The 17,972-nt window shown below is 65.5% G+C and carries 14 protein-coding genes; 10 read left to right on the top strand and 4 right to left on the bottom strand.

Going from position 1 to position 17,972, the window contains the following annotated elements:
* Positions 1-145: 145 nt before the first annotated feature.
* From ON26_RS34200 to ON26_RS13705, 7 genes are all read left to right on the top strand, one after another.
* On the top strand, positions 146-253 hold the full coding sequence (locus ON26_RS34200; RefSeq protein WP_218000579.1) for a type I restriction-modification system subunit M N-terminal domain-containing protein: 108 nt from the start codon (positions 146-148) through the stop codon (positions 251-253).
* Positions 250-1,170: a GIY-YIG nuclease family protein gene (locus ON26_RS13730; protein ID WP_040796442.1), complete on the top strand. Its 921-nt coding sequence runs from the start codon at positions 250-252 to the stop codon at positions 1,168-1,170. The genes ON26_RS34200 and ON26_RS13730 overlap by 4 nt, the downstream gene beginning before the upstream one ends.
* A 100-nt stretch (positions 1,171-1,270) precedes the next feature.
* A complete protein-coding gene (locus ON26_RS13725) occupies positions 1,271-3,334 on the top strand; it encodes an McrB family protein (protein WP_040796441.1) in 2,064 nt (687 codons plus the stop codon).
* Positions 3,327-4,610 (top strand): McrC family protein, encoded by a 1,284-nt coding sequence (locus tag ON26_RS13720; RefSeq protein WP_083884057.1) that lies wholly within the window; start codon positions 3,327-3,329, stop codon positions 4,608-4,610. Before ON26_RS13725 ends, ON26_RS13720 begins: the two co-directional genes overlap by 8 nt.
* A 216-nt stretch (positions 4,611-4,826) precedes the next feature.
* Positions 4,827-5,159, top strand: a complete 333-nt coding sequence (locus ON26_RS13715) for a type VII secretion target (RefSeq protein ID WP_051027030.1) — start codon at positions 4,827-4,829, stop codon at positions 5,157-5,159.
* The gene (locus tag ON26_RS13710; protein WP_051027029.1) at positions 5,159-9,712 is read left to right on the top strand and encodes an RHS repeat-associated core domain-containing protein; all 4,554 of its coding nucleotides are present in this window, start codon (positions 5,159-5,161) and stop codon (positions 9,710-9,712) included. Before ON26_RS13715 ends, ON26_RS13710 begins: the two co-directional genes overlap by 1 nt.
* A gap of 117 nt (positions 9,713-9,829) precedes the next feature.
* On the top strand, positions 9,830-10,174 hold the full coding sequence (locus ON26_RS13705) for a colicin immunity domain-containing protein (protein ID WP_083884056.1): 345 nt from the start codon (positions 9,830-9,832) through the stop codon (positions 10,172-10,174).
* An 84-nt stretch (positions 10,175-10,258) separates the two neighbouring features.
* On the opposite strand, the gene ON26_RS33355 is transcribed toward ON26_RS13705, so the two are convergent.
* Both ON26_RS33355 and ON26_RS13695 read right to left on the bottom strand, forming a co-directional pair.
* Entirely contained in the window at positions 10,259-11,278 is a 1,020-nt protein-coding gene (locus tag ON26_RS33355; protein ID WP_157171884.1) for a hypothetical protein, read from the bottom strand.
* Positions 11,279-11,406: 128 nt separating this feature from the next.
* Positions 11,407-12,399: a helix-turn-helix transcriptional regulator gene (locus ON26_RS13695; protein WP_040796440.1), complete on the bottom strand. Its 993-nt coding sequence runs from the start codon at positions 12,397-12,399 to the stop codon at positions 11,407-11,409.
* 60 nt (positions 12,400-12,459) lie between these two features.
* On the opposite strand from ON26_RS13695, the gene ON26_RS13690 reads away from it, so the two are divergent.
* Positions 12,460-13,617, top strand: a complete 1,158-nt coding sequence (locus tag ON26_RS13690) for an epoxide hydrolase family protein (protein ID WP_085999003.1) — start codon at positions 12,460-12,462, stop codon at positions 13,615-13,617.
* Positions 13,618-13,790: 173 nt separating this feature from the next.
* On the opposite strand, the gene ON26_RS13685 is transcribed toward ON26_RS13690, so the two are convergent.
* The gene (locus ON26_RS13685; RefSeq protein ID WP_040796439.1) at positions 13,791-15,002 is read right to left on the bottom strand and encodes an NAD(P)/FAD-dependent oxidoreductase; all 1,212 of its coding nucleotides are present in this window, start codon (positions 15,000-15,002) and stop codon (positions 13,791-13,793) included.
* Positions 15,003-15,166: 164 nt separating this feature from the next.
* Positions 15,167-15,613 (bottom strand): nuclear transport factor 2 family protein, encoded by a 447-nt coding sequence (locus ON26_RS13680; RefSeq protein ID WP_040796438.1) that lies wholly within the window; start codon positions 15,611-15,613, stop codon positions 15,167-15,169.
* 124 nt (positions 15,614-15,737) lie between these two features.
* Here ON26_RS13680 and ON26_RS13675 point away from each other — a divergent pair, with 124 nt between their 5' ends.
* A complete protein-coding gene (locus tag ON26_RS13675) occupies positions 15,738-16,628 on the top strand; it encodes a LysR family transcriptional regulator (RefSeq protein WP_040796437.1) in 891 nt (296 codons plus the stop codon).
* 533 nt (positions 16,629-17,161) lie between these two features.
* Positions 17,162-17,626 (top strand): DoxX family protein, encoded by a 465-nt coding sequence (locus tag ON26_RS13670; protein ID WP_040796529.1) that lies wholly within the window; start codon positions 17,162-17,164, stop codon positions 17,624-17,626.
* The last annotated feature ends 346 nt before the right edge of the window (positions 17,627-17,972 follow it).

Raw genomic sequence — 17,972 nt, 5'->3', positions numbered from 1 at the left:
GCAAATACCAGCCGCACCGCCGCCTCCGGCAGCAGTCCCACCGAACTCGGGGCAGTCCCAATCTAGCTCGGCTGGCCGCTGATCCGGATCCAGCCTGTGAGGGTACTTTCACTGCGACCGCCGAACCGAGGAGACCGCACCACAGATGGCCAAGACCGATGCAGTTCTGATCTGGAGCATCGCGAACCTGATGCACGGACCACTGCGTCCGAACCAGCACGGGGACGTCGTCCTGCCGCCAACGGTGGCATGACCATGGCCCGCGCACAGACGATTCAGATCTACCTTCCATCAGGCAATCCGTCAGGCATTCGAGTCGCCAGCATCACCACCCGCACCGTTCGGGTCTTCGAGGTACCGCGCTCGCTGCTCGGTGAGTTCCTCAAGCGGCCGGAGTCGGGACAGGTTGGCGTCTACTTCCTGTTCGGCGCAGACGGTGACGAGACCGCCCAGGCGTACATCGGTCAGACCGGCAATGTCGGCGGGCGACTCCAGCAGCATGCAAAGAGCAAGGACTTCTGGACGCGCGCGATGGTCGCCGTTTCGCTTACCAACGAGTGGACTACCACCCACGTGTCCTACCTGGAGTGGCTGTCGATCGGCCGCGCCACCATGGCCGACCGGTTCCGGTTGCTCAACGGAAATCAGGCCTCCAACCCGCACACACCCGAACCGTTGGAAGCGGACTGCCTCGAGTTCCTCGACACGATCGCTGTGCTGCTCGCGACCCTGGGTGCACCGATCCTCGAGCCGGTTAAGGCCGCGCCCCCGGTGGCGCCCGACGCGAGTGTGGACCAAGGCGAGAAAGACGAACTCTTGTTCCTGCAGAACGCCGGCTGCCAGGGGCGCGGGTACCTGACGTCCGAAGGGCTGCTGGTGTTGGAGGGATCGCGCGGACGTGCCGAGGCAAGTCCGAATGCGACGGCGGCGCTCATGCGGCGACGCGAGATTCTCCAGACCGAGGGGGTCATCAAGATCGACGGGGGTGACCTGGTCTTTCTCAGGGACCACCTCTTCAGCAGTCCGTCAGCCGCTGGCAGCGTGCTCGTCGGGCGGAGCACCAACGGCCGGGCGAACTGGAAGAATGCAGCTGGTCAGTCGCTGAACGACCTCGAGGAACTCGCGATCGAGGCAGTAGCGCACGGCGTGGATAGCCCGATCAGGGAATGATCCCGAAGTTATCAGTGCGGCGGCTCCAGTACCCGGCGTCTGTGTCGCCCATCGATCCGCTGCCCGCACCCAGCCCGCACTACCCTGTCGAGAGGCATCATTGACCACCGATCTGCGAACCACCATCGCCGCGTTCGACCGCTCCACCGTCGCCGCCGAAGTCGCCGAGGCCACCGACCTCCGCAAATACGTCGTCGAACAATTCCCCCTGGATGAGTGGCCCGCACTCCCTCTCGACCGCTACGCCCTCGGCCTCGGCTCCTCCGACACCATGACCTACTGCCGGCTCATGGAGTTCGGCACCCGCCGACTCGGCAGCATCAGCGGCGGCAGCGCGGGCAAGCACATGCTCTACCGGCACCGCTCCGGTGAGTGGAAGCGGGCCCCCGCCTTGCTCGATCTTCCGGTCGAGGAGGCGTGGCAGCGGCTGCGTGGCCAGTTCGTGGCCGCTTTCGACGCGGTCCAGCGGGAAGCGTTCGACGAGCTCGACGACCTCGACATTCTCCGGTCGGGCCAGGCTCTGGTCACCAAGTCTCTCGCCACATACTTCCCGGAACACTTCCTGCCGATCTTCTCCTCGTCGCACCTGCGCGCGTTCATCACCGCGCTCGGCGGGACGCCGGAGAAGAATGTCGCGGCGTGGCGCGCCAACCGGCAGTTGCGCGAGCTCGTCGCACGCGATCCCGATCTATCCACCTGGGATGCGCAGGAGGTCATGCGTTTCCTGTACGCGAACTTCGACCCGCGCGGGCACGAGCACGCCATCTGGAAGATCGCGCCGGGCGCGGATGCGAGGCATTGGCAGGAATGTCTCGAGGGCGGGTTCATGTGTGTCGGCTGGGACGAGGTCGGCGATCTCACCCAGTTCGCCAGCGACGCGGAACTCAAAGAGCTGATGGACGAGCTCTATACCGAGCGTCCCGGCATGAACGCCGACAAGGCGAGCAAGCTGATCGCGTTCCGTGACCTGCAGCCCGGCGATCGGATCGTTGCCAACCAGGGAATTCGCAAAGTGCTGGCGATCGGGACGGTTTCCGATGGCTACCGGTTCGACGACACGCGCCGCAAATCCAAACACCTCATCCCGGTCGACTGGGACACCAGCTACGCGCAGGAGCTTTCCGAGCCGAACGGTGCATGGCGGACCACCTTCGCCAAGGTGCCTCGAACTCTCTTCGCGAAGCTCACCGCCGCACGCCCCGCCGGGCCCGAGGAGCAGACGGAATCCGCACTGCCGGAGGAAGTCAGCCGTGCGCTCGCCATCCTCGAGCACAAGCCGCAGCTGATCCTGCACGGACCGCCGGGAACCGGCAAGACCCGGCTCGCCCTCGACATCGCTCTGGCGCTGCACTCGAACTCGATCGCGGAGGGTTCCTCGCGGAATGCCGCCGTCGCCCGGCTCATCGACTCCGGCCGCGTCCGGTTGGTGACCTTCCATCCCTCCTACAGCTACGAGGATTTCGTCGAGGGCTTCAAGCCTGCCCAGGATTCCAGCGGGTCGGGTCTGCGGCTGCAGTTGGCCGATGGGGTGTTCCACACGCTGTGCACCGCCGCTGCCGACGCCCCGGAATCGACGTTCCTGCTGATCATCGACGAGATCAACCGCGGCGATCTGCCTCGGATCTTCGGCGAACTGGTGACTCTGCTCGAAGCCGACAAGCGCGGCCTCCCGCTCACGCTTCCGATCAGCACTCGCCGTTTCGAGGTGCCGCCGAACATCCGGATCATCGGCACGATGAACACCGCGGATCGCAGCGTCAGCCACCTCGACGCCGCGATCCGGCGGCGGTTCGCCTTCGTGTCGGTGGATCCGGACCCGGATGCCGTGTCGGGCCAGATCGGACCGCTGGAACTGTCGTCACTGCTGACGTCGATGAACGAACGCATCGACCGTGTCCTCGACTCCGATCATCGCATCGGCCACGCCTATCTGCTGCGCGACGACGAGCCGGTCGCCACCGAGGACGAACTGTGGTCGGCCTTCTATCACGACATCGTGCCCCTGCTGGTGGACTACTGTGTCGGCCGCGTCGACCTGCTGCGGCAGATCCTCGGCGCTCTGGTCGACTCCGAGTCCGGCCGGCCGGTTCACTTCGCCGCCGCCGATCTGCCCGCGGCGCTCGCCGCCGAGTACACCGCGGGGACACACGACAGCGATGCGTGACATGCCGCGGATCCTCGTCGCCGAGTACGAGTCGGCGACGCTGGGCCACGACCAGCTGACCGACAACGATGTCCGACGCCTCACCCTGTTACAGAACCAGCGGCGCTGCACGCTCACCCCGACACGCTCCGGCTGGAGTTTCCGCCCGGAGGGGACTGTCGGTGTGCTGAATCTGGACCGAGTTCGCCTGATCATCACCCCGAAGACGGCCTTCACCGGACGCTCCCTGATCCAGTGGTTGTGTTACGCGCTACATGCCCCCGTTCCGCACGAAGCCACCCTTCGTGAATGGACCGTGGCCACCGACGGATTCGCGGACCTGGTTGCCGCCGCACTACTCGCCGAATGCCGCACACTTCTCCGCGACGGCCTCCGCCGCGACTACGTGCGTGCCGAGCACGTGGGGCCGGTCCTGCGTGGCCGGCTCGACGTCGCGGCCCAGGCCACTCGGCGGTTCGGGCAGCTCGACCGACTCCATATGCGCACGTTCGACCGGGACGTCGATATCTGGGAGAACCAGTTGTGCGGGCACGCCCTGCGCGCGGCAGTCGCGACGGTCAGCGACTCGCACCTCGCCCGGAACCTCCGGTCGGAGGCCGCGGAATTCCCCGTCACGGGATCGTCGGCGACATCGCTACGGGCCCATGCGCGGGCCCGTTATACCCACCTCACCCGTCGCTACCGGGCCGCCCACACATGGGCCGCGTTGCTTTTGCGCGGTGGCGGTGTCGCCGACCTGCTCGCCGACACCGGATCCGAAGCGGGCAGTCTGCTGCTCGATCTGCCCCGTCTCTGGGAAGCTGCCGTACGTCGGCTGTGTGCGGATTCCGTTCCACCGCAGGCGATCCTGCTACCCCAGGGAGGGAACGACGCCATCACCGTCCACGGCGATCTGTCATCGACATCGCGGTTCCGGCCCGATGTGCTCGTCCGGCTGGGCGGGCCCGACGCAGCTGTGGTTCCCGTCGATGCGAAGTACAAGACCTATCACGCCGATCGCGTGTCTCCCTCCGATGTCCATCAGCTGCTGACCTACATCGCCGGCTACTCCCCCGCCTCCGCGCCTGTCGCTGCCATCATCTACCCGCGGCCGAGCAACCACTCCCGGCGAGTCATGAGAATCGCCAGCGCCGGCCGGAGACTGGGGGAAATCCATGTGCTGGGGGTATGCGCGGATGTGACGCCCGGAGAGGCTGCCGGATGGTTGCGGGCCGAGTGCTGGAACTCCCTACAGAACGAGTCCGCACCTCCGGATCACATGTTGTCACCTCATTAGACGCATCCAAATGTCCTCGGGTTCCGTCGAATTCTCCACAGTCGTGGAGGTGAATGCCTCCGCTACGCTGGTCAATCGGCACCGAGTGGCGCAGGCCGTCGATCGGCGTTCTCTTACGGGAGGCAAAGGTGGGGCGGCCGGTCGACACCGCAGATCGAGGGGGTCGTAACGCCCGTCGAGCGGGTGGCACGAGGCTTCACCATAGGAGGGGGCACGATGACGAGTGCGGGTGGTGCCGGGGAGCTGAATGTCTCTCCGGACAAGATAAAGACCCATGCCACCAACGTCACCTCCGCCGGTTCCGGGCTCACCGAAGCCTTGGAAGCCGCCCAGGCGGCCTCAGCCCCTTCGGACGCGTTCGGGAAGCTGTGCGCGTTCCTCGGTCCGTTGTTCGTGGATTCGGTCGAAACCGACGGGATCGACGCTATCGAAGCCGCGATCACCTCCTTCGGTGACACCGCCGACAAGCTCACGGCAGTAGCCGATGCGTTCACCGGTCGCGACACCACCAACGCCGCCGCCCTGAAGTCCCAGGAATCTAGGCTGTAGTGGCCAGCAACCCGCTCATCGCCGCACCGGAAGACACCACCGACTGGTCCACCGGCATCAGTCTGGTCAGTTCGGTCACCGACCTGTCGGACGCCATTTCCAGTGGCTCCTGGATCGACGTCGGCCTCGGCGTTGTCGGTCTGGCCGCTGAAGCCGTTTCCTTGGTCGTCGATCCTTTCGGCACGCTCGCCGGCTATGGCGTCGGCTGGCTCATCGAACACTGCCAACCCCTTCAGGACGCCCTGGACTGGATCGCCGGTGACCCTGCCCAGATCGAGGCTTATGCCAAGACATGGGACAACGTCGCCACCCGCCTCGGCGAGGTCGGCGCCGCCCAGAGCAAGGCCGTCAGCACCGATGTCGCCGACTGGACGGGCCAGGCCGCCACCGCCTACAAGAACGCCGCCGCCGACACCACCAACCTCCTCACCGCCGCGAACACCGCCGCTACTGCCGCCGCCTCGGCGATCCGCCTCGCCGGCGGAGTCGTCGCCGCGGTCCGCGAAACTGTGCGCGACCTCGTCGCCCAAACCGTCGGACGCCTCGCGGTCTGGGCGGCCGAAGCCGTCTTCTCGCTGGGTGTCGCCACTCCGGTGATCGCGGCCCAGGCCACCGCCTATATCGCGAAGACCGTCGCGATGATCTCGAAGCTGTTCTCGCGGCTGGCGAAGACGATGGCGAAGCTGAAGCCATTGCTGAAGCAGTTGAAGTCGGCGTTCGGCGACATCGCGAAGGCGTTCAGGAAGACCCCGTCGAAGTCGACGAAGAACACCGACGATCTCACCACGACACCTGCGAGCGCGAAGCAGACCGACACCCCGACCACTCCCGCAAGCACCAAGCAGCCAGACACTCCGACCAACCCAGTTAGCACCAAACAGCCTGACACACAAACGAATCCGGCGAATTCCAAAGAGTCTGGATCACCATCGAATACAACCGAGAATCCCACCAAGACCACTCCCGCGAACGCTCCGGCGACGAACAACCCGAAGATCGCGGCCGACAAGGACACCAAACTTCCCGACCAGACGAAATCCGAGAGCCCGGACCTCAACAAGACCAAGTCGCAAACCACCGACTGCGGTGACCCGGTCGATGCCGCGACAGGTGAGTTCCTCCTCGCAGAGACCGACGTCGAACTCCCCGGTGTCCTCGCCTTGGTCCTGACCCGCCGCCACCGCTCCTCCTACCGATTCGGCAGGTGGTTCGGCCCGTCCTGGGCAGCGACACTGGACATGCGAGTGGTCGTCGATCAGATCGGGGTGAAATTCATCGGCCCCGACGGTGAACTATGGCAGTTCCCGCACACAGCGCCCGATGTCCCGGTCGGCCCGGTGCACAAGGGAATCCGTGCCAGGATGACCCGCACCGACACCGGTGGATACCTAGTTCACGATCCCGAGCGCGAGCTCACCTGGGGCTTCCATCCCGACCCGGTCCTGGCCGGACTCGACACCCGGCTCGGCAATTACGCAATCACCGAGATCACCGACCGCCACCACAATCACATCCGCTTCCACTACAGCACGGACGGCACCCCCACCCACGTCACCCACTCCGGTGGCTATCGCGTCGAGATCACCACCGAAGACGCGCGCATCACGTCTCTCACTGTCACCGGCGCCGACCCCGCCAACACTGCCGCCGGTATCCGCGTCCGCGAATTCGAATACACAGCAGGCAATCTCACCTCGGTCACCAACGGTGTCGGCGCTACAACCCACTACGGGTACGACAGCGACGCGCGAATGCTGTCCTGGCGCGACTCACGCGGCACCGAAATGCGCAACACCTACGACCGGTCCGGCCGCGTCGTGCAACAGGTCGGTACCGACGGCATCCTGTCGGCGAGTCTCGCCTACGAAATTCTGCCCGGGTCCGGACGGACCCGAACCCGCCACACGAACTCCTTGGGCGCGACCACCATTTTCGAGTTCGACGAGGATCTGTGCCTGCGCAACAGGATCGATCCGCGGGGCGCGACCTCGATCTTCGCCTACAACGAATACCGCCAGCCGGTCCGCCACGTCGACGCCTACGCCAACATCACCACGTATCTCTACAACTCCGACGGTGATCTGATTCTGCTGCGGCGTCCGGACCAACAATCGATCACCATCAGCTACGCCGCGCCACACCGCCCGGCCACGACGACCGATGTCGACGGAACGACCACTGTCCGCACCTACGACGAGCACGGCAATCTCGCCGGCGTCACCGATGCCGACGGTGTCACCACCACCTACACCCACCACCCGTGCGGGGCCCCGGCGTCGATCACGCTCTCGACCGGAGCCACCACCGTCATCGAGGTCGACCCCGCCGGTCTGCCGATCCGGATCACCGAACCGAACAACGCCGTCACCCTCATCGAACGCGACATGTTCGGCCGACCCACCACGATCACCGATCCCCTCGGGGGAACCAGCACCCGCCGCTACTCGGCCGAAGGCAAGCTGCTCTCGTATACCGACGCCGACGGCGGGACCCAGTCCTGGACCTACGACGGTGAAGGGAACCTGCTCACCCACACGAACCAGATCGGTGCCGTCACCCGGTACACCTACGGAACCTTCGACCTGGTCGCCACCCGCGAAGCACCCGACCGCACCGTCACCATCTACACCCACGACAGCGAACGCCGCCTCACCTCGGTCACCAACCCCCTCGGCGACACCTGGACCTACGAATACGACGCGACCGGCAACCTCAGCACCGAAACCGACTACAACGGATCGGTCACCCGCACCGAATACGATCTGCTCGGACAAGCTGCTGCCACCACCACACCGACAGGCGTCCGACGCCTGCACACCTACGACATCCTCGGCAGGTACGTCGGTACCAGAACCGACACCGGCGAGTGGATCCGCAACACATACACCCCCACCGGTCACATCGCAGCTGCCCGAAACGGTCTACACGACAAGACGATCCATACCGTCACCTTCGACCGCAGCCCAGCAGGCCGGATCCGGGCACAGTACGTCGACGGACACGCCACCACCTACGACTACGACATACACGGCCGGCAGACCGCCTACACGACTCCGAGTGGCTCGACAACCACCTACGAACGCACCCCGATCGGTGGAGTCGCCGCTCTCACCACCCAGGGGCACCGATTCGACTTCACCCACGACCCACTCGGACGCCAGAACAGTTGGCGCAGCGCCGGAATCGGACAGCACAGCACCTACAGCCGCGGCGGACACACCCTCAGCCGTGAACTCGTGCAACTCGACCCACGCACCAGTGCACCCACCCGACTACTCGAGCGCGACGAGTACACCTGGCGCCCTGACGGATACATCACCAGACACATAACCACCTCACCCACCACGGCCGGACGCCGCGACTACACCCTCGACGTTCTCGGACGCATCACCCATATCACCACACCCGACGTCGGCGTCACGGAGCAATACACCTACGACGCCCTGTCGAACCTCACGACTGCAGAGATCCCGACATCACCAGCACTTCCTCATTCCGACCACAGCACAACCGACTCCGCTGTCGGCCCCCGCTTCGAATACCGCAACAACCTCCTCATCAGAGCCGGCCGCACCCGATTCCATTACGACACCGCCGGGCGCCTCATTCGCAAGGAAAAGACCCGGCTCTCCCGCAAACCCGCCATCTGGCACTTCCGCTACAACGCCTTCGACCAGCTCAGTGAAGTCACCACCCCCGACAACGACACCTGGTCGTACACGTACGACCCGTTCGGCCGCCGCACCACGAAACACCACCATGCCACCGAGACCCACACCGATTTCACCTGGGACGGCGTCCATCTCACCGAACAGACCACCGCCACGGACTCCAGCGCCAGAACGCATACCTGGACCAATCACCCAGAAACTCACGTCCCACTCACCCAGTCCGTCGACGACCAATTCTGGGTGATCATCACCAACCTCGAAGGTTCGCCTACTCAACTGGCCGACCTCACCGGCCGAATCAGCTCGACTTCCACTACTACCCTGTGGGGCCGAACGATCTGGACCGGCCCCGACACTCCTCACCGCTTCCAAGGCCAACAACACGACCCGGAGACCGGCCTTTACTACAATTTGCACCGCTACTACGATCCCGAAACCGGCCGATACCTCACTCAGGATCCTCTGGGAATTGCTCCTGCACAAAACCCCAATTCTTATCCATGGAACCCGATTTCATGGAGTGACCCGCTCGGTCTGGCGCCGGCAGCGTGCGCCAAACGCGCATGGGCAGATAGAGCAGATTTCAGCAACCAGAAAGTCCTCGACAAGAAGTATGATGCCCATGCCGCCGACTTCGGGTTGACCGGAAACAAGAACAAGGCGAACAAGGCAGCATTCATCGAGGCAATGAAGGAGCACATGACTTCACCTGACACGAAGATTTATAGATTCAACTACCGAAACCAAGGAACCGCCATCGGATTCATCGACCCGAATAGCAACAAGATGGTCATGCTCCGATCCGACGGGCAATTCTGGTCGGCATGGAAGCTTTCCGATAGACAGTTCAGCGATGTCGTCCAAAAAGGATGGCTGTACTAGCGGTATTTGACGAAAAACCTGCCTTCGCCTGTAGATGCTAGGATCCGGTCCACACCGCAGAAGATCGACATCGAGGTGGCCTGATCGAAGTCAGGCCGATTGGTACGAGGGAAGACTATGGTCAACAACGGCTCCGACCGAAGCCACAGCAAGCGTGCATGGGTGCGCCCGCATGACGTACCCTCGACCTCAGCCGTGGGTGAACAGATCTCATTGATGAACCAATTCATATCGTCGGACATCAACGGCGCAACCTTTGCGCGCAACTGGCTGAGCGCCCGCCGCAAAGCGCTTGATACGGGAGAGCGGATCAGCGCTCAGTTCGAATTCCTGATGAATCGCGTATTCTACGCACTCGAGGACTACGCGATTGATCCGGCAGATGCAGAAGAAGGTGACCTCACTGATGAACAGCTGCGCGATCGCGTCAGTAGCGCTGTCGCGAACTTGAAGTTGCTCTGATCAACGGGCCGCCTACAGAGTTTCTTCCGAAATGCCGCCCGTATCGGCGATGTCATCGCCGCTCAGAGTCGTTGGTCCTCGCCGTCATACACCGCGGAAATCGATATGAACGATTCGAGTATTCACATCGCGCTCATCGACGGTGACATCGCGCAGCATGACCTTCCCCGCCGAAGACGTGAACCATTCCTGTGCATGAAGCACCTTCGGTGACGATTCCAGCGGAGGCCCCGCGATCGTCTTCTGGAGGTACGGCGGGTAATCAATCGCAAGAACCGTAGGGAAACGGGATTGCTCCAGCATCGAGACGAGATCGGCGGGCGACACCTCGACCGCGATCCGGTACCTCCGGTCGCGAATGACCTCCCGCTCGACCAGTAGCACCTTCCCGCGCGAGGGAAGAACCCATTCGCCGTATTCGCCGGCCTCTGCCACCAAGGCCGGATCGGTCGACGCCTCGACGTCCGGAACCATCGCCTGATCGATGGCGCGATCGCACCCGCCGAGGGCGAGCGATACGACGACGAACAGGACCGCGAAGCCAGCAGGCAGCGCCACCCCCGACAGCAAACGGAAACCATTCGAAGAGAATCTTGCTCCTCGATCATGCAGGTCCAGTTCGAATCCAGCAAGACTCGCACCCTCGGAAAATGGGCTGGTCATGCGGCGACCGGGAAAACGAACATCAAGGGTGCACTGCTGGCGGCGAATCCATTGCCAGAGCCTGACTTTGCGATTACCCGACCGTACACAAGATGTGCCGGAGCCGGGTGGAGCGAAGATCGCGATATCGTCCAAGGCATCCTCTGCACGCCCCCTGGTCTTCGGATCACGCCGAAGGTGTTGCAGGGCGGGAACGACGCGGTCGCGGTCGATACTTCGGTGGATGCGGGCGATGTGCCCCAGGGCCGTGGCCGCACTGTTGCGCACATCCGCATCCGGCTTTTCGAATAGGGCTAGCGCACGTGAGGTAACCCACTGGGCATCGGGGTCGTGCAGCGCCAGCCGCAAGATCGTCTCGGCGATCACACCACTATCCGAGGATTCGAGTAGCGTGGTTGCTTCGTCGCGCTCGATCGGATCCAGCCGTTGAAAGGTACTCATAGGCTTGCCCTTCCTATCGACTACGTCCATTAGATCCGCGACATGCCTCGCCGCATTGTCCGGCAGATCGTCTGGTGACCGAGGCTGTCGGACCAGCATGGCACAGTCGCCTCGACAGACTACAAATGTCACGAATGGTTACCCGACCGTCGCGGCGAGAGAGGGTGGCCAGTGGCCCGGGTGAACCGCCCCGCGAGAGCCTCGAGGTGGCTCACCAACTCCGGTGGGGACTCGACCTCGAATTCGACGTCCAACATGCCGACCACCAACGCCACCAACGCATAGGAGTCCGATCCCATCTCGAGGCGACAGGTGCGCTCGTCGATGGGCGTGACAATGCCTTCGATCCGCCCGGCGAGCTCTTCGGCAGGCACGTGGACGCGCATCACCGAGCGGAACGGCCACATGGCGAAGCCCATGGTGCGGCGGAGGTAGGCGACGACATCGCCGTCGGGAGACGGGCGGTGGGTGAAGCGTGGGCCGTTGGGGGTCCGCAACGACATCCGGTCGACGCGGAACGTGCGCCAGTCCGCCCGGTCGGTGTCCCAGCCGACGAGGTACCACTTGCGACTCCAGTGCGCGATGCGATGCGGCTGCACACTGCGCCGGGTTTCCTCACCCGCGTGGCTGCGATAGTCGAAACGCAGTGTTTCGGCGGCGAGAATGGCCGCCGACACGGTGGTGAGTGTGTCGGCGTCGACGCTCGGACCCGCACCGTAGCGGGGCGGCATGGCGACCACCGCACCGCGCAGGGCATCGGCCCGGTGGCGCAGCCGCGGCGGAAGCACCTGCTCCACTTTGGTCAGCGCGCGCAGCGACGCATCCTCGATGCCGGCGACATTGCCCGCCGCGCCGGCCTGCAGCCCCAGCGTGACAGCCACCGCCTCGTCGTCGTCCAACAGCAGCGGCGGCAGCGCCGCACCCGCTCCGAGCCGGTATCCCCCCACCGGCCCCATCACCGCGTGCACCGGATACCCCAACTCCCGCAGCCGATCCACGTCGCGCCGAACGGTGCGAGTGGTGACCGCGAGCTGTTCGGCCAACTCGGTCCCGGTCCATTCCCGGTGCATCTGCAGCAGCGACAGCAACCGCAGCAACCGGGCGGGTGTGGTCTCCGACATGAATCGATCATCCGGTGCGTGTAGGACAGAAACCGTCCTATACAGGCTGATGCTCTCTCCATGACCGAGAATTCCCCCGCGATCGTCCCCTTCCACATCGACATTCCCCAGGCAGACCTCGACGAGTTGAACGCCAGGCTCGGCCGCACCCGATGGCCGGACGCCCTGCCGGGTGTCGGCTGGTCCTACGGTGTCGACCGCGACTACCTGATCGACCTGGTCGAGTACTGGCGCACCGGCTACGACTGGCGCGAGCAGGAAGCGCGACTGAACAAGGTCCCGCAGTTCACCACCGAAATCGACGGCCAGAACGTGCATTTCCTGCACGTCCGCTCCCCCGAGCCGAACGCGACCCCGCTGGTCCTCACTCACGGCTGGCCCAGCACCCCCGCCGACTTCCTCGACATCCTCGGCCCGCTCACCGATCCTCGCGCGCACGGCGGCGACCCGGCCGACGCCTTCCATGTGGTGGCCCCGTCGATACCCGGCTTCGGCTTCTCGGGACCCACCCGCGACACCGGCTGGGACGTGCCCCGCATCGCACGGGCCTGGGCGGAACTCATGGAACGACTCGGCTACGAGCACTACGGCGCCCAAGGCGGCGACTACGGCAGCCTCATCTCCCCCGCACTGGGGCGGGTGGCGCCGGACAAGGTCATCGGCGTGCACGTCAACGCCCTCGCCGATGCCGCCACCGCGACCGGATCCGGCCACGAACTCGCCGAACTGTCGGAAGCGGATCGAGCGAAGGCGCTGGCCAACCAGATGTGGTGGTACGGGCACAACGGTTACGCCACGCAGATGGCCCTGCGACCACAGACCCTCGCCTACTCCCTCAACGACTCCCCGACCGGCCAATTGGCGTGGAACCTGGAGTGGTTCGTCGACTGGGATCCGACAGCCACCGACCAAGCGCCCGTCGACCGCGACATCGTCCTCACCGACGTCACGATCTACTGGCTCACCGCCACCGCCGGCTCCGCCGCCCGCCTCTACCGCGAATCGGGGGCATCCTGGGGCAGCAAGCCCACGCCCTCGGGCGTGCCGACCGCGGTCGCGAACTTCCAGGGCGACCGCGCCGTCCGCGGACTGGCGGAGAAGGCCAATACCGTCGTCCGCTGGAACGAGTACTCGGTGGGCGGCCACTTCGCCTCCCTCCAGGCGCCTGCCGAACTCGTCACCGATATCCGCGAGTTCTTCCGCTCCATCGGCGGGTAGGACTGCTGATCCATCTCAGCGACGCATGATGCGTCGGGGATCGTCCCCGCCGCGTCGGCTATACGCCGACGGGGACGATCCCCCGCCGCGATCCTCATCCGTGCCACGCGCGGCGAGCACGCCGATGGCCTCGGGGTGCAACGGCTTCGGGATTCTCGAATTCGATGCCGGGGTCAGTTCGGCTGGGTCGCGGTCGCGGCCGCTGGTGCCGCAATCGCGTCGCGCTGGGCCCGCAGCAGGGCGGGCCGGTGTTTGCCGTCTTTGAACCAGTGGTGCGAGCCGGGCTTGCTCGCCTCGGTCGCCAGGTGCGCGATACCGGCCGAGCAGGCGACTTCCTTGAGCTTCTTGCCCAGGAATCCGCTGAAGTACAGCCGCATACCGGTCTCGTTCTTGTGGCCGAGCTGGTAGATCCCGGCGTGGCGGCCGAAGCTCAGGCACATGGCGGGGAACGACAGATCGATCGGCGCGGGCTGCTCGCCGGCGATCCGGTGCAGCAGTGTGTCGGCGGCGTGCGCTCCCAGGCAGTACGCGGAGTAGGCACTCATCCGGAACGGCAGGTCCGACGGCGCCGACGCATCGCCCGCCGCGACGATGCGCTCGTCGTCGATGCTGGTCAGCGTCTCGTCGGTGAGCAGACGCCCGGCAGCATCGGTGCTCAGCCCGCTGCGGGTGGCCAGGTCGGGCACCCCGAAGCCCGCCGACCAGATCGTGACATCGCTGGCCAGTCTCCGACCGTCGGCCAGTTCCACGGCGCCGACCGTCACCGCGGTGACCGCGGCCTCGGCGCCTTCGATGACGGTGACGCCGAGCTGGGCGAGGTACTTGTGGGCGGTGCGCCGCGCCTTGGGGTGCAGGTACGGAACGAGGGCGCCGCCGCAGACCAAGGTGACCGCCCGTCCCTGTCCGGCCAGCTCGGCGGCGGTTTCCACGCCGGCCGGGCCACCGCCGATCACCGTCACCGGGGCTGTCATGGGCGTATCGGACAGCACCGACCGCAGCCGCTGCGCCGCCTCCAACGTCGCCACCGGATAGGCCGACTCGGCCGCCCCCGGCACCAGCGGTTCGGCGTTGCCACTGCCCACCGCATAGACGAGATAGTCGTAACCGATCGAGCCGCCCTCGGCCAGCACCACCCTGCGCGCGGCCGCGTCGACTCGCGTCACACTGTCGACCATCAGCCGCACCCCCTCCGCCAGCACATCCTGGTAGTCGACGACGCCCTCGTGGGTACCGCCGACCACCTGGTGCATCCGCAACCGCGGCACGAAGACCTGGCGCGGATTGATCACCGTCACCCGGACGTCGGCGCGCTGGGTCAGGCGGTTGGCCGCCATCACACCGGCATATCCGCCACCGATCACGACGATTTCGTTCGAGCTGTTCATGCTGTCTTTCCTTCGTTCGACAGGGGTTCGGGCACAAGACACCGTGGGTCCCGATGCTGTGACAGCCGGTGCATCGGATCACCGCGGTCACAGGGCCCTCGGCTGGTGAGTGGTTCGAGAGCGCAACGGCCCACACGACGCAGACCGCCGGCGCGAGGCAGTGGTCAATGGCCGATGCCCAGGGGCGAGCCGGGCAGTGGAGACGAATCGAGATATCTGACCTCGTATTCGCGTTCGCTGACCCGCCAGCCGTCGGGGGTGCGCTCGTAGCGGTCGTGATAGACGGCGAAGTTGCGATGCGAGCTGCCGTCGCGCATCCGCCCGAACTCCTCGATATAGGCGCGGCCGGTCGCGGTGTCACCGCTGACCTCGAGGAAGCCGGGGTGGACGTTCTGGACGAAGAACTCCCACAGCCCCTGTCCCCATTCGATACCCGCTCGGATCTCGCGCCGGCCGACGAACTCCTTGTCGATGTGCGGCCACCGCATCACTGCTTCATGGGTGAACAGCGATGCGACGCGGTCGAAGTCACGCATCATCACCGCGTCGGTGACTTCCGCGCACAGCGCCCCGATCTCGACCCGGTCCGCGATCACCACATGGTTGTTCATCGGGTTCACCTCTTCTCGGTCTCTCCACCGAGGCGTGTGCCGCGGTGACAAACCCAGCATCGAGGCAGACCGCGGGCCGAACAACGTAAACTTCGTGCACTGATCCATAACACTGGAGTTATTTATGGAGCTGCGCGACATCGAGATCTTCCTGACGCTCGCCGAGGAATTGCACTTCGGCCGCACCGCCGAACGTCTGCACGTATCACAAGCTCGCGTCAGCCAGGCGATCCGCAGACAGGAACGCCTCATCGGCACGCCGCTGTTCGAACGCACCAGCCGGCGTGTGGACCTGACACCTGTCGGCCGACGCCTGCGCGAAGACCTTCAGCAGGTCCACGACCTGCTCCAGGCCGCACTCGCCCGCGCCGAGGCCGCCGGATCGGTCGCGGGCCAGACGCTGAAGGTCGGCGTGTTCGGGCACGCCGGATACGAACTGCGGCCCCTCATCGAGGCGTTCCGCACTCGCTATCCGGGCAGCGACGTCACGTTCGGCGAAATCGTCGGCGCCGAACCGTTCACCGCGCTCCGCAGCGGCGAACACGACATCAACATGCTGTGGCTGCCCGTCCTCGAACCCGACCTCACCGTCGGTCCCACCGTACTCACCGGCCGCCGCGTCCTGGCTGTGGCCGCAGACCATCCGCTGGCCGCGCGTGGCGCCGCGTCCCTGGAAGATCTCGCCGACAACCATGTCATCGACTTCGGCCCCGAGGCCCCGGAGTACTGGGTAGCGTCCATGGTCCCCATGCGCACACCGCTGGGTCGCCGCATCCCCCGCGGGCCGATCGCACGAACCTTCCACGAGATCCTTTCCCTGGTTGCGTCCGGACAGTGTGTCCACCCGCTGGGCGAGATCGCCGCGCGCTACAACAACCCGCCGGGCATCGCCTTCCTGCCCATGCCCGACGCGCCGGACCTGCAGTGGGCATTGACCTGGCGCTCCAGCTCCGACAGCCCCGCGATTCGCGCCTTCGCCCGCACGGCCGCCGAATTCGGCCCGATCCGACTGTGAGGCATCGGAATCCGCTCTTCGGACTGCCCTACGGGCCGACCGCGCGGCCTCCGGGTCGACTGTCCGGTCGAGCATGTCGCCGTGGAGCTCGACATACGCTCAGCAACAGCGGTTCGGCAGGACCCTGAGTCGCACCTCGAGAACTTCCGGCAATGTCACGGAAAACGGATGGGCGCGGGGAATGAGTAACTACCAGGTGGCCCCGCCGCGGCCGCGATCACTGGTGAGCGATCACCTCGATTCGGCCCGCATCGTCTCGTGGAGGTAGAGCGGGTACTCCTTGCCGACCACCCCCGCCATCCGGATTACGCGTGTCGAAGGCCGACGTTCGGCCACGTCCTTGAACCCATTGCTGAAGAACGGCAGGCGTCTCACCCCCCTCAGGAGGGTAGACGCCTTGCGCAGGTCGCTGAACGGGCAACACGGACGCGGAGGCCGCCCCGCCCGGTGTGCGCATAGCTAGTCTCGAATGTCGTATCGGTGACGATGTCGGGAGGCGAGAGCTCATGACAGGCGTACAGCAGTGGTCACGGATGCTCGGCGCGGACGGTCCGGCGGCGGTGATCTGCATCCGGGTGGCGGTGGGGCTGGTGTTCCTCAGCGAAGGGATCCAGAAGTTCCTCTACCCGGACTCTCTCGGGCCGGGCCGCTTCGAGAAGATCGGGATACCGGCGGCCACGTTCTTCGCCGACCTCGACGGTGTCGTCGAAATCGTTTGCGGCACACTGATAGTGCTCGGACTGTGGACCCGGTTGGCGGCGGTGCCGCTGCTGATCGACATCAGCCTGGCGATCGTGCTGACCAAGTTGCGTGAGTTGCGCCCCGGCGGATTCGGTGGCGTGCAGGGCTTCTGGGGTATGGCTCATGACGCGCGCACCGATTTCGCGATGCTGCTCGGGTTGATCTTTCTGTTGTGGGCCGGGCCCGGCCGTTGGTCGCTGGACGCGGTGCTCGTCCGGCGTGCTCAGCTCACGACCGGCGGGGCCACGAACCCATAGCCCGTGCTCGGCTGCCGATGGCAGTGCGGCAGCGACGCCCGGTCCGGCCGGGCGACGACGCCGAGTCCGGCCGGGCCGACTGGATGAAGACCGCTGATGTCGGGACGGCATTTCCCCCGGGACCACGGCTGCGGAGGATGCTGAGCTGCGGGAAGCGGGTAAACGGATCAGGGTGCTGGTTCGGGTAGCGGTTCCCGATCGACGAGGCAGCGGCCGCGGGCGGTCCGATCTCGGGCGATCCGGTCCTTCCGACTGTTCGGCGGCGACCGTGAGGTGAGCTCGATGGTCGCGATAGCTGTGCGATCGCCGCGGGAGTGGTTCCATCCGGCGCCGTGCGGCATACAGT

It is taken from the genome of Nocardia higoensis NBRC 100133, from assembly GCF_000308595.1.
GTDB lineage: Bacteria > Actinomycetota > Actinomycetes > Mycobacteriales > Mycobacteriaceae > Nocardia > Nocardia higoensis.
The sequence above is the reverse complement of the archived record's forward strand: the minus strand, read 5'-3'. Positions and strand labels throughout refer to the sequence as shown.

Bases quoted from the DNA above. Each gene is read 5' to 3' on its own strand.
- ON26_RS34200 (WP_218000579.1), top strand. From the start codon at position 146: ATGGCCAAGACCGATGCAGTTCTGATCTGGAGCATCGCGAACCTGATG.
- ON26_RS13730 (WP_040796442.1), top strand. From the start codon at position 250: ATGACCATGGCCCGCGCACAGACGATTCAGATCTACCTTCCATCAGGC.
- ON26_RS13720 (WP_083884057.1), top strand. From the start codon at position 3,327: ATGCGTGACATGCCGCGGATCCTCGTCGCCGAGTACGAGTCGGCGACG.
- ON26_RS13715 (WP_051027030.1), top strand. From the start codon at position 4,827: ATGACGAGTGCGGGTGGTGCCGGGGAGCTGAATGTCTCTCCGGACAAG.
- ON26_RS13705 (WP_083884056.1), top strand. From the start codon at position 9,830: ATGGTCAACAACGGCTCCGACCGAAGCCACAGCAAGCGTGCATGGGTG.
- ON26_RS33355 (WP_157171884.1), bottom strand. From the start codon at position 11,278: ATGAGTACCTTTCAACGGCTGGATCCGATCGAGCGCGACGAAGCAACC.
- ON26_RS13695 (WP_040796440.1), bottom strand. From the start codon at position 12,399: ATGTCGGAGACCACACCCGCCCGGTTGCTGCGGTTGCTGTCGCTGCTG.
- ON26_RS13690 (WP_085999003.1), top strand. From the start codon at position 12,460: ATGACCGAGAATTCCCCCGCGATCGTCCCCTTCCACATCGACATTCCC.
- ON26_RS13685 (WP_040796439.1), bottom strand. From the start codon at position 15,002: ATGAACAGCTCGAACGAAATCGTCGTGATCGGTGGCGGATATGCCGGT.
- ON26_RS13680 (WP_040796438.1), bottom strand. From the start codon at position 15,613: ATGAACAACCATGTGGTGATCGCGGACCGGGTCGAGATCGGGGCGCTG.
- ON26_RS13675 (WP_040796437.1), top strand. From the start codon at position 15,738: ATGGAGCTGCGCGACATCGAGATCTTCCTGACGCTCGCCGAGGAATTG.
- ON26_RS13670 (WP_040796529.1), top strand. From the start codon at position 17,162: ATGCTCGGCGCGGACGGTCCGGCGGCGGTGATCTGCATCCGGGTGGCG.